Source organism: Streptomyces sp. 12E (genome assembly GCF_055633275.1).
Map to the genome: position 1 here is coordinate 6,119,235 of NZ_JBVNCJ010000001.1, position 11,295 is coordinate 6,130,529.

Here is an 11,295-nt window from a genome sequence, read left to right on the forward strand (position 1 = left end):
GGCACAATCGCACACGATGAGCACCTACCGCGACTTCACCGCCCCCATCGGCTCCCGCCGCGCCCCGGTCCTGAGAACCGTCGGCACCCGGGAGCGCCGTTCCCACCTGACGGCGCCCCGGGTCCCGACGGTCGGCATCGACATCGGCGGCACCAAGGTCATGGCGGGCGTCGTCGACGCCGACGGCAACATCCTGGAGCGGCTGCGCACCGAGACCCCGGACAAGTCCAAGAGCCCCAAGGTCGTCGAGGACACCATCGTCGAACTGGTGCTGGACCTGTCCGACCGGCACGACGTGCACGCGGTCGGCATCGGCGCGGCCGGCTGGGTCGACGCCGACCGCAACCGCGTGCTGTTCGCCCCCCACCTGTCCTGGCGCAACGAGCCGCTGCGCGACCGCCTCGCCGACCGCCTCGCCGTCCCCGTCCTGGTGGACAACGACGCCAACTCCGCGGCCTGGGCCGAGTGGCGCTTCGGCGCCGGCCGCGGCGAGGACCACCTCGTCATGATCACGCTCGGCACCGGCATCGGCGGCGCGATCCTGGAGGACGGGCAGGTCAAGCGGGGCAAGTACGGAGTCGCCGGCGAGTTCGGCCACATGCAGGTCGTCCCCGGCGGCCACCGCTGCCCCTGCGGCAACCGCGGCTGCTGGGAGCAGTACAGCTCCGGCAACGCGCTGGTCCGCGAGGCCCGCGAGCTGGCCGCCGCCGACTCGCCGGTCGCCTACGGGATCATCGAGCACGTCAAGGGCAGCATCGGCGACATCAGCGGCCCGATGATCACCGAGCTGGCCCGCGAGGGCGACGCCATGTGCATCGAACTGCTCCAGGACATCGGGCAGTGGCTCGGCGTCGGCATCGCCAACCTCGCCGCCGCCCTCGACCCCTCCTGCTTCGTCATCGGCGGCGGCGTCTCCGCCGCCGACGACCTGCTGATCGGCCCCGCGCGGGACGCCTTCAAGCGGCACCTCACCGGCCGCGGCTACCGCCCCGAGGCCCGCATCGTCCGCGCCCAGCTCGGCCCCGAGGCCGGCATGGTCGGCGCCGCCGACCTCGCCCGGCTGGTCGCCCGTCGCTTCCGCCGCGCCAAGCGCCGCCGGGTCGAGCGCTACGAGCGCTACGAGCGGTACGCGGAGGCCCGTCGCACCACCCAGGAGTCGCTGTGAGCGACGCGTCCCCCCGGCACACGGACCTTCCGGACACGCCCCGCCCGGCCGAGAGCCGGTGGCACATGATCCGCCGCAGGGCGCTCACCCTGCTGATCATCGTGCTGCTCATCGGCGTCCCGGCCGGATACCTGGTGATCTCCGCGAACCAGAGCAGGGCCAGCGGCAAGGACAAGGAGGCGAAGTACTCCGCGACCGGCCTCACCGAGGGCTGGCCGTCGAAGGTGCAGCGCCGCCTCTACCAGGTGCCCGTGCCGCACCCCGCCTGGTGGGTGGCCTCCTACGAGACCAACAACTGGAAGACCAGCCGCCTCTACGTCGAGTTCGAGACCACCGACGCGGGCCTGAGCGCCTTCCTCACCAGCATGGGCGTGCGGGAGGACGACCTGGAACAGGACGACATCCCCATCGGCGAGCGCGACCGGGACGTCACCGGCTGGACGTTCGACGGCCCCGGCACCTGGTCCGGCCTCGTCCACGAGCAGAAGGACCCGGCGCCCACGCACGACGTCGTCGTCAACCACCACAAGCCGGGCTACCCGAGGGTGTACGTGGTCTCCCGCACCGTGCCCTGACCCCGCGCGCGCCGGCCGCTGGGACCGATTGTCGGACCCCGCCCGTAGAGTCGGGGACGGCTGATCAGACGGACGGGCGGGAGGCGACAGGACGTATGGCCGAGAGGACCATGACGGCCGCCGGGCGGGAGACCGCCGGATCCGGCGGTGCGGGCGGGACGGACGTCCCCGTCCGGCTCGCGGCCGTCTTCCTCCCGGCGTCCCTCCCGCGCGAGGGACGCGTCGCCTTCTACGACCCCCAGGGCGGCCCCGACGGCGAAGGGCCGCCCGACGGCGAAGGGCCGCCCGGCGCCTCCGCGCCGCGCACCGACCTCACCGTCGTCCGCCCGCACGGCACGGGGGTGCGGCGGCGGACGGTCCCGGCGCTCTCCCTCCCCGTCGACGAGGCCCTCCCGCTGCTGGTCCGCGCCCGGCACGATCCCGCGGCCCACCCCGCCACCGCCTGCTGGGGCGCCGCCGCCCTGCACGCCCTGCGGCTCACCGCCCGCGGCCGGCTGCTGCCCGGCCTGACCGCCGCCGGCCACGACGCCTGGCGCGCCGGCCCGCTCGACCCCGACGACGTGGCGCACCTGCGCGCGGTGGCCGCCGCCCTGCCGTACGAGGGCCACGCCGTCCCGCTGCCCGGCCCCGGCCCCCTCCGGCTGCCCCGGCCGGAGTCGCTGGTGCGCGCCTTCCTGGACGCGGTCGCCGACACCCTGCCCCGCACCCCGGCCGCGCCGTACGCCGCGGGGCTCCCGTTCGCCGCGCGGAAGGCGCAGCGGCTGCCCGACGCCCGCGACTGGGCCGCCGAGGTCGCCGCCGGCATGGACGCCGGCGTACGGATCTCGCTCCGTCTGGACCTGTCCGCGTACGACCTCTTCGACGGCGGCGGGGGAGCCGGCGGGGACGGGAGCGCCGCACGGAGCGCGGGAGCCGCGATCGTGCAGGTGCACAGCCTCGCCGACCCGACCCTGGTGGCCGACGCGACGGCGCTGTGGGCGGGCGCGGCGGACGACGCCTTCGGCCCCCGCGCGCGGGTGGACGCCGCCCTCGCGGTGCGCCGCGCGGCCCGGGTCTGGCCGCCGCTGGACCGGCTCTCCGACCAGGACGTGCCGGACGTACTGGCCCTGTCCGAGGAGGAGCTGAACGACCTGCTGGGCGTGGCGGCCGCCCGGCTCGCCGCGGCCGGGGTCGCCGTGCACTGGCCCCGGGACCTCGCCCAGGACCTGACCGCCACGGCGGTGGTCCGCCCGGCCCCCGGCTCGGCGACCGACGGCACCGGTTTCTTCGAGAGCGGGGACCTGCTGCGGTTCGGCTGGCAGCTCGCCCTCGGCGGCGACCCGCTCACCGAGACCGAGATGGACGCCCTGGCCGAGGCCCACCGTCCGGTCGTACGGCTGCGCGACCGGTGGGTGCTGGTCGACCCCGGCCTCGTCCGCAAGGCCCGCAAGCGGGACCTGGGGCTGCTCGACCCGGTCGACGCGCTGTCCGTCGCCCTCACCGGCCACGCGGAGATCGACGGGGAGACGGTCGAGGCGGTGCCGGCCGGCGCCCTCGCCGCCCTCCGCGACCGCCTGACCGCCGGGGTGCGGCCCGCCGAGCCTCCGCCCGGCCTCGACGCCACCCTGCGCGACTACCAGCTGCGGGGCCTGGCCTGGCTGGACCTCATGACCTCCCTCGGCCTCGGCGGCTGCCTCGCCGACGACATGGGCCTGGGCAAGACCGTCACCCTCATCGCGCTGCACCTGAAGCGGGCCCGCACCGAGCCGACCCTGGTGATCTGCCCGGCCTCGCTGCTCGGCAACTGGCAGCGGGAGATCACCCGGTTCGCACCCGGCGTCCCCGTGCGCCGCTTCCACGGCCCGGACCGCACCCTGGACGGCCTCGACGGCGGTTTCGTCCTCACCACCTACGGCACCATGCGCTCCGCCGCCCCGGAGCTGGCCGGGCGGGCCTGGGGCATGGTCGTCGCCGACGAGGCGCAGCACGTCAAGAACCCCCACTCCGCGACCGCGAAGGCGCTGCGCACGATCCCGGCCCCCGCGCGGGTGGCGCTCACCGGCACCCCCGTGGAGAACAACCTCTCCGAGCTGTGGGCCCTCCTGGACTGGACGACCCCCGGACTCCTCGGCCCGCTGCAGTCCTTCCGGGCCCGGCACGCGCGCGCCGTGGAGACCGGCGAGGACGAGGAGGCCGCCGAGCGCCTCGCCCGCCTGGTCCGCCCCTTCCTGCTGCGGCGCAGGAAGTCCGACCCCGGAATCGTCCCCGAGCTGCCGCCCAAGACCGAGACGGACCACCCCGTACCGCTCACCCGCGAGCAGGCCGCGCTGTACGAGGCCGTGGTGCGCGAGTCGATGCACGCCATCGAGAGCGCGCGGGGCATGGGCCGGCGCGGACTGGTGCTGAAGCTGCTGACCTCGCTCAAGCAGATCTGCGACCACCCGGCGCTCTACCTCAAGGAGGAGCACGCGCACGCCGGAGGCGACCGGCTCGCGGCCCGTTCCGGGAAACTCGCCCTGCTGGACGAGCTGCTGGACACCCTGCTCGCCGAGGACGGCTCCGCCCTGGTCTTCACGCAGTACGTCGGGATGGCCCGCCTGATCACCGCGCACCTCGCCGGGCGCGCGGTCCCCGTCGACCTCCTCCACGGCGGTACGCCGGTGGCGGAGCGGGAGCGCATGGTGGACCGCTTCCAGAGCGGCGCGACCCCGGTCCTGGTGCTCTCCCTCAAGGCCGCCGGCACCGGCCTGAACCTCACCCGCGCGGGCCACGTCGTCCACGTCGACCGCTGGTGGAACCCCGCGGTGGAGGAACAGGCCACCGACCGCGCCTACCGCATCGGCCAGACCCAGCCGGTCCAGGTTCACCGCCTGGTCACCGAGGGCACGGTCGAGGACCGCATCGCCGAGATGCTGGAGTCCAAGCGCGCCCTCGCCGACGCGATCCTCGGCGCCGGCGAGTCGGCCCTCACCGAGCTGTCCGACCGCGACCTGTCCGACCTGGTGTCCCTGCGGAGGCCGGCATGACCCCCCGCCCCTCCGACGAGGTCCGCGAGGCCCTGCGCGCCGCCCGCGCCCGGACCACCCGCGAACCGGCGGCCCCGGACGCACCGGAGCACCGGCCCGCTCCGGACCGGCCGGCCGCCCCGGCCCCCGGACGGCCCGACGGCCCCCCTCACCCCGGCCGCGGATCCCGCCCGGGCGACGCGGCCCGCGAGGCGCTGCGGCAGGCGGTGCGGGCCCGGCGCGGTGCGCAGGAGCCCGCCGGTGCGGCGGAACCGGACCACGAGGACCCGGGCGCACCGGCGGAGGGCGGGGCGCCTTTCGGAGAGGAGCCCCACGGCGACGCTCCGCCCCCTGCCGACCCGTCGTCCGGGAACCCCGGGAACCCCGGAAACCCCGGGGACACAGCGGTCGCTGCCGCCGGAGAGCACGCGCTCCCGCGCCCCGGGGACATCGCGCGGGAGGCGCTGCGCTCCGCGCGTGAGGAGGCGCTGCGGGCGCGCCCGGCACCCGGCGGCCGTGCGACGGACGCCGAGCCCCGTGCACGACGCGCCCCCGCGCCCCTGGTCCCGCGCACGACCCGCGGCGACCGGGCCGCCGACGCCCGGGCCCGTGAGGTACGGGAGTCGCTCGCGGACGCCTTCCGCATGCCCGGACCGGACCCGCGGACCGACGCCGCCCCCGGCCGGGGCGGCGCCCCCGCGACGCCTGACGACGCGCGCCCGCCCGGCGGCCTTCCGGCCCCCCGCGCCCGGGACGGGGCCGCGGAGGACGCCGGCACACGTCCGTCCCGCACCCCGCGGGACACCGCACCGCCCGCACCCGTCGCCCCCCGCTCCATGGCCGCCCCCGCCCGCGACGGCGATCTGCGCCGCACCTTCCCGGCGTTCCCGCCCCGTGCCTCGGACGGCGAGGGCTTCGCCGGGACCTGGTGGGGCGACGCATGGGTCACGGCGCTGGAGGAGGGGGCGCTGGACGCCGCCCGACTCGCCCGCGGACGCGGGTACGCCGGGCAGGGACACGTCGACGCCGTCACCGTCACGCCGGGACTCGTGCTCGCGTACGTGCGGGGCAGCCGCCCGCGGCCGTACCGCGTACAGGTGCGGCTGCGGACGTTCACGGACGCCGACTGGGAGCGGTTCCTGGACGCCGCCGCCGACCGCCCCGGCCACATCGCGGCGCTGCTGGACAAGGAGATGCCCCCGTCCCTCGCCGACTGCGGGGTCCCGCTGCTGCCCGGTCCCGGCGACCTCGCCCCGCAGTGCAGCTGTCCCGATGCCGGCCACCCCTGCAAGCACGCCGCCGCCCTCTGCTACCAGACGGCCCGGCTGCTCGACGCCGACCCGTTCGTGCTGCTCCTGCTGCGCGGACGCGGTGAGCGCGAGGTGGTCGACGCGCTGTCCCGGCTCAGCGCCGCCCGCGCGGCCCGCGCCGCCCAGGACAAGGAACCGGAACCCCTGCCCGGCCTCCGGGCGGCCGAGGTCCTCGCCCGACGGGACCGCGCCCTCCCCCCGCTCCCGGCCCCGCTGCCCCCGCCGCCGCACCCCGAGCAGCCGCCCGCGTACCCCGCGTCCCCGGGCGGACCGGACCCGTTCGCGCTGGACCAGCTGGCCACCGACGCCGCCGCCCGCGCACACGCCCTGCTCACCACAGGCCGCGACCCGGTCGGCCGGCTCACCCTCTGGCAGGACGCGGTGCGGCTCGCCGCCGTCCGCCCCGGCTCCGGTCTGACCGGGGCGACGCGCGCGCTGTACTCCTCCCTCGCCAGAGCGGCCGGCCGCACCCCCGCCGAGCTGGCGCGCGCGGTCGCCGCCTGGCGTCAGGGCGGGCCGGCGGGCCTCGCCGTCCTCGAGGAGCCCTGGGACCCGCCGGCCGGCCGCTTCGACCGCGCCCGCCCGCTCCTCCTCGCCGCCGACCTCCCCGCCTTCCGCCCCTGGCGCAACCACCTGACCCACCCCCGGGGCCACGTCCAGCTCCGCCTCGGCCGCGACCACCTCTGGTACGCCTACGAGTCCGAGCCGGGCCACGACGACTGGTGGCCCCGCGGCACCCCCGACCCGGACCCCGTGGGCGCTCTGACCGGTCTGGACGCGCCGGGCGACCTGTGACGGCCCCGGGGCCTCAGCCCCGCCCGCTCCGGGGCGCCGGCGGCAAGGGCGCGTCGCTCTGCCGGAGTTCGGCCAGGAGCTCGCTCTGCCCGGCCAGCAGTTCGGTGAGGATTCGGCGGGCCGCGCGGAGCAGTTCGGCGACGTCGCCACCGGCGAGGGCGTACCGGACGGTGGATCCCTCCCGGACCGAGACGACGATGCCGGACCTCCTGAGCACGGCCAGTTGCTGCGAGAGGCTGGACGGCTCGATGTCGATGTCGGCGAGCAGGTCCCGCACCGGCACGGGCCCGTGCTGCAGCAGCTCCAGGACCCTGATGCGCACAGGGTGTCCCAGCATGCGGAAGAACTCCGCCTTGGCCTGGTAGAGGGGGACTCGCATGGGCGCGCACTCCCTGCCGCGTCGGGGATGTTCTCCACCGTGCGGCGACGCCCCGCGAACGCGCCGCCGCACGATGTGCCGTCTTTCCGGACCGGCCCTTCCGCGCCGGTCCTTCTCGCCCGGCGCGGCGCGCATCCGCGGATGGGGATCATGTCGATGTGGTGACTTGAAGAATTCTTCACATCGTGGGCGCGCGTCGGCCGGGACCCGGAGGCGTTCAGACTTCCAGCTGTTGCTCGGTCCGCTTGAGCTGGTGGCGGGCCATCGCCAGGTTCGACCGTGACTTGTCGAGCACGAGGTACAGGAACAGACCGTTGCCGCTGCGGCCGGTGACCAGCCGGATGAGGTGGTACTGGCTGTCGAGGGTGATGAGGATGTCCTCGATCTGGCTGGTCAGCCCCAGCAGTTCCATGGTGCGCACCTTGGCCCGGATGACGTCCGTGTTGCCGGCGGCCGCGACGGTCAGGTCCAGGTCCTTGCCCCCGCCCAGCGTCCCCAGGGCCATGCCGCTGGAGTAGTCGACGAGGGCCGCTCCGAGGGCCCCTTCGACGACGGTCATGACTTCCTTCAACGACACTTCCACAGTTGCCATGGACGTCTCCCTCTTCGGTCTTCTCGTGGGTTGCGTCGGCCTGCACGGGGCGGCGCCTCCCGCCCTGGCCGGTGGTGGCACCGTAGGCAGGCGGCACCGGCCCGGGAGGACGTGTTTTCCGGTATGACCATCCGACGATCGAAGGTGTGCGTCATGAACTGCCCTGTGATCGTGAGCGGTTCGCAAAGCTTCGCTCCCGCGGCATCGCGATCTCTCCCGGACGGCCGGCCCGACGACCACCGGGCGGGAGCCACCCGGAGGCCGGGGTCCCCGACCGCCTTTTCCGGGCCCGCGCCCGCTCATGCCCAGGCGGCGCGGGCGGGCAGGGGCACGGGCGGGCCCTTCAGCCGCGTGGTTCCCCGGGGAGGAACGTCACCTGCGGGGCGCCCGTGCGCGGATGGGTGGCGACTTCCGCCGCCACTCCGTAGACCTCGGCCAGAAGCTGCGGGGTGAGGATCTCGGCGGGCGGGCCGGAGGCGGTGACTTCGCCGTCGTGCAGGACGTAGAGGCGGTCGCAGTAGTAGGCGGCCAGGTTGAGGTCGTGCAGGGCGAGCAGCACGGTGGCGGGCAGGCGGCGCAGGGCGGCGAGCACGGACAGCTGGTGGCGGATGTCGAGGTGGTTGGTGGGTTCGTCGAGGACGAGGAGGGTGGGCTGCTGGGCGAGGGCGCGCGCGATGAGGACGCGCTGGCGCTCGCCGCCGGAGAGCCGGTCGAAGGGGCGGTCGGCCAGGTGGACGGCGTCGGCCGCCAGGAGCGCGGAGTCGATGATCTCGGCGTCCTCGGCGGTGTCGCCGGCGAGGAGCCGTTTGTGCGGGGTGCGGCCCATGGCGACGACCTCGCGGACGGCGAGGTCGAAGTCGGCCGCCGAGTCCTGGACCACCGCCGCCACGGTGCGGGCCAGTCGCCGCACCGGCAGCGCCCAGGCGTCGTCCCCGTCGACGCGTACCCGGCCGGTGTCGGGGCGCAGGACGCGGTAGACGGTGCGCAGGAGGCTGGACTTGCCGCTGCCGTTGGGGCCGACGAGCCCGATGGTCTCGCCCGGGCGGGCGGTCAGGGAGACGTCGTGCACCAGGCGGCGGGCTCCGGCGGTGAGCGTGACGCCGTCGACGCTCAGTTCGGTCGCGGTCATGCCGCTCCTCGGTCGGTGCCGCGCCGGGCGTCCCGGCGCATCAGCCATAGGAAGAACGGCCCGCCGCACAGGGCCGTGAGCACGCCGACGGGTATCTCCGTCGGCGCGGCGACCGTCCGTGCGGCGATGTCGGCCCAGACGAGGAAGACCGCTCCGCCGAGTGCCGCCGTCGGCAGGACCCGGCGGTGGTCGCCGCCGACGAACAGGCGCACGATGTGGGGCGTCATCAGGCCGACGAAGCCGATCGGTCCGGCCGCCGCGACCAGCACGCCCGTGACGAGGGAGAGCAGCACGAACAGCCGGGCGCGGAACCGGGCCACGTCCAGCCCCATCGTGGTGGCCGCCTCCTCGCCGGCCAGCAGCAGGTTGAGGTTGCGGGCCTGCGCCATGAGGACGCCGACACCGAGCAGCAGGACCGTGCTCGGCAGCCACAGGGTGCCCCAGCCGACCCCGCCGAGGCCGCCGAGGGTCCAGGCGAGGACCGCGCGGGCCTCGTTGCCCCGGCCGGTGGTGAGCAGCAGCAGGTCGAGGACCGCGGTGAGCACCGCCGCGACCGCCACCCCGGACAGCACCAGCCGCGCCGAGGTGATGCGTCCGCCGGTGCGGGCGGTGGCGTACACGAGCAGGAGCGCGCCCAGGGCGCCCAGGAAGGCGGCCGCCGGCAGGGAGGCCGGCCCGAAGAGGGCGACCCCGAACACGATCACGGAGACCGCGCCGAGCGACGCCCCCGAGGAGACGCCGAGCAGGTACGGCTCGGCGAGCGGGTTGCGCACCAGGGCCTGCAGCGCGGTGCCGATCACCGCCAGGCCGGCGCCGGTGACCGCACCGAGCAGCACCCGCGGCGCCCGTACGTCCACCACGATGGTCTCCCGGGCCCGCGACCAGTCCGGATCCTGCCAGTCGGCGCCCAGCGCGTGCGTCACGATGCCCCACACCTGGCCGGGCGGCACCTGGACGGAGCCGATCGCGAGGCCCGCCGTGGCGGAGACGACGAGCAGGGCGGTGAGGACGAGCAGCGTGACGGCCGACCTCGTACGGCCCGCTCCCGGCTCGTCGGCCTTCCGCCGTGGAACCGCCCGCTCGGTGGAGGAGTCGGTGGCGGCCCGGGTCACCGGAAGCTCTCGGGGTGCAGTCCGCGGGCCAGGTCCTCGACCGCGTAGGCCGAGCGGATGCCGACCAGGGTGGCGGTCAGCGGCAGGACGACGAACCGCTTGTTCCTGACGGCGGGCACGTCGGCGAGCGCGGGCTGGGAGAGCAGGAACTTCTTCTTCTCCTCCACGCTTCCGGCGCCGGCGTAGTCGTAGACGGCGATGACCTCGGGCCTGCGCTCGACGACCTGCTCCCAGGAGACGTCGCCGAAGACGTCGTCGAGGTCGGCGAAGACGTTCTCGCCGCCGGCCAGCCGGATCAGCTCGGTGCCCAGGCTCTTGCCGCCCGCGGTGAAGGCGCTCTTGTCACCGCTGTCGTAGACGAAGACGGACACCCCGGGCTCGCCCCCGACCTTGCCGGCGGCCTTGCCGACGCGGCCCTCGAGGTCGGCGACCAGCTCGTCGGCCCGGTCCGGGACACCGAAGATCCTGCCGATGGTGCGGATCTCGTCGTAGGTGTCCTTCATCGTCACCCGCTTCTCGCCGCAGTACTCGCGGTTGAGGTAGGTGTCGATGCCTGCGTCGGCGAACGCCTTGCGGGAGCGGCCCTCGTTCTCGGCGAAGGCGCTGCCGTAGCCTCCGTAGACGAGGTCCGGCTCGGCGTCCAGGACCTTCTCGAAGGACGGCTCCCTCTCCGCCAGCTCGGGGATCGCCTCGTAGTCCTTCTTCAGCTCGGGCAGGACGGCGGAGTCGGGGAAGGCCGTGCCGACCATGCGGTCCTTCAGACCGAGCGCGAGCATGAGCTCCGCCGGGTGCTGGTGGATGGTGACCACCCGCGCCGGCGGCTCGTCGTACGTCGTCCTCACGCCGCAGTTGTCGACGGTGACCGGGAAGCCCTCGGGCACGGCCGCGGTGGCCTTCGCGTCCCCGCCGCTCCCGTCGGACGAACCGCAGCCGGTGGTCAGCAGCACTGACGAAAGAGCCACGGCAGCGGCCGTGGCACGAAGGAACCCGTGCGTGCGGGCAGGGGTGAACAGCTGGGACACGTGAAGCCTCCTGGAGTCCGCGCTCCTCGGATCGGGCCCGCGACGGACCAGTGTCCTGACTCCCGGATCGACGTTCCCTCCGCCTTCCCGCGCGGTGCGCAGTGGCGTGTCGGAGGGGCGCTCCCCGGTCACAGTGGCGGGACCGTGCCGGATTCACACCGGCTTCCTGTCTCCCGTCGCGGCGATGACCAGGTGATCCTACGTTTGCTCGAGCCGATGGCCAAAGGGCGCG

Annotated in this window: 9 protein-coding genes and 1 riboswitch; of the genes, 4 read left to right on the forward strand and 5 right to left on the reverse strand. The window is 75.4% G+C overall.

The genetic code is table 11. The features are described 5' to 3' along the window. Nucleotides 1-16 precede the first annotated feature (16 nt). The 4 genes from ACZ8ZB_RS28095 to ACZ8ZB_RS28110 all read left to right on the forward strand — a co-directional run bounded on the left by ACZ8ZB_RS28095 (nucleotide 17) and on the right by ACZ8ZB_RS28110 (nucleotide 6,829). On the forward strand, nucleotides 17-1,165 hold the full coding sequence (locus ACZ8ZB_RS28095) for an ROK family glucokinase (protein ID WP_470740410.1): 1,149 nt from the start codon (nucleotides 17-19) through the stop codon (nucleotides 1,163-1,165). Next, nucleotides 1,162-1,740 (forward strand): sugar kinase, encoded by a 579-nt coding sequence (locus tag ACZ8ZB_RS28100; protein ID WP_470740411.1) that lies wholly within the window; start codon nucleotides 1,162-1,164, stop codon nucleotides 1,738-1,740. The genes ACZ8ZB_RS28095 and ACZ8ZB_RS28100 overlap by 4 nt, the downstream gene beginning before the upstream one ends. A 95-nt stretch (nucleotides 1,741-1,835) precedes the next feature. Continuing rightward, complete coding sequence (locus ACZ8ZB_RS28105; protein ID WP_470740412.1) at nucleotides 1,836-4,745, forward strand: DEAD/DEAH box helicase; 2,910 nt, start codon at nucleotides 1,836-1,838, stop codon at nucleotides 4,743-4,745. Then, entirely contained in the window at nucleotides 4,742-6,829 is a 2,088-nt protein-coding gene (locus tag ACZ8ZB_RS28110) for an SWIM zinc finger family protein (RefSeq protein ID WP_470740413.1), read from the forward strand. Before ACZ8ZB_RS28105 ends, ACZ8ZB_RS28110 begins: the two co-directional genes overlap by 4 nt. Before the next feature lie 13 nt (nucleotides 6,830-6,842). On the opposite strand, the gene ACZ8ZB_RS28115 is transcribed toward ACZ8ZB_RS28110, so the two are convergent. The 5 genes from ACZ8ZB_RS28115 to ACZ8ZB_RS28135 all read right to left on the reverse strand — a co-directional run bounded on the left by ACZ8ZB_RS28115 (nucleotide 6,843) and on the right by ACZ8ZB_RS28135 (nucleotide 11,063). Then, the gene (locus tag ACZ8ZB_RS28115) at nucleotides 6,843-7,208 is read right to left on the reverse strand and encodes an ArsR/SmtB family transcription factor (protein WP_470740414.1); all 366 of its coding nucleotides are present in this window, start codon (nucleotides 7,206-7,208) and stop codon (nucleotides 6,843-6,845) included. 217 nt (nucleotides 7,209-7,425) lie between these two features. Continuing rightward, nucleotides 7,426-7,800, reverse strand: coding sequence for a roadblock/LC7 domain-containing protein (locus ACZ8ZB_RS28120; protein ID WP_470740415.1), 375 nt, complete (start codon nucleotides 7,798-7,800; stop codon nucleotides 7,426-7,428). Nucleotides 7,801-8,143: 343 nt separating this feature from the next. Then, nucleotides 8,144-8,929, reverse strand: a complete 786-nt coding sequence (locus ACZ8ZB_RS28125) for an ABC transporter ATP-binding protein (RefSeq protein WP_470740416.1) — start codon at nucleotides 8,927-8,929, stop codon at nucleotides 8,144-8,146. Next, nucleotides 8,926-10,041 carry a FecCD family ABC transporter permease gene (locus tag ACZ8ZB_RS28130; protein ID WP_470740417.1) on the reverse strand — a complete coding sequence of 372 codons (1,116 nt, stop codon included), beginning with the start codon at nucleotides 10,039-10,041 and terminating at the stop codon, nucleotides 8,926-8,928. Before ACZ8ZB_RS28130 ends, ACZ8ZB_RS28125 begins: the two co-directional genes overlap by 4 nt. Next, nucleotides 10,038-11,063, reverse strand: a complete 1,026-nt coding sequence (locus tag ACZ8ZB_RS28135; protein ID WP_470740418.1) for an ABC transporter substrate-binding protein — start codon at nucleotides 11,061-11,063, stop codon at nucleotides 10,038-10,040. Before ACZ8ZB_RS28135 ends, ACZ8ZB_RS28130 begins: the two co-directional genes overlap by 4 nt. Before the next feature lie 28 nt (nucleotides 11,064-11,091). Further along, nucleotides 11,092-11,269: riboswitch (cobalamin riboswitch) on the reverse strand. Between the last annotated feature and the right edge of the window lie 26 nt (nucleotides 11,270-11,295).

Excerpts from the sequence above, each read along its gene's own strand:
- ACZ8ZB_RS28095 (WP_470740410.1), top strand. The coding sequence starts at position 17 with ATGAGCACCTACCGCGACTTCACCGCCCCCATCGGCTCCCGCCGCGCC.
- ACZ8ZB_RS28105 (WP_470740412.1), top strand. The coding sequence starts at position 1,836 with ATGGCCGAGAGGACCATGACGGCCGCCGGGCGGGAGACCGCCGGATCC.
- ACZ8ZB_RS28110 (WP_470740413.1), top strand. The coding sequence starts at position 4,742 with ATGACCCCCCGCCCCTCCGACGAGGTCCGCGAGGCCCTGCGCGCCGCC.
- ACZ8ZB_RS28115 (WP_470740414.1), bottom strand. The coding sequence starts at position 7,208 with ATGCGAGTCCCCCTCTACCAGGCCAAGGCGGAGTTCTTCCGCATGCTG.
- ACZ8ZB_RS28120 (WP_470740415.1), bottom strand. The coding sequence starts at position 7,800 with ATGGCAACTGTGGAAGTGTCGTTGAAGGAAGTCATGACCGTCGTCGAA.
- ACZ8ZB_RS28125 (WP_470740416.1), bottom strand. The coding sequence starts at position 8,929 with ATGACCGCGACCGAACTGAGCGTCGACGGCGTCACGCTCACCGCCGGA.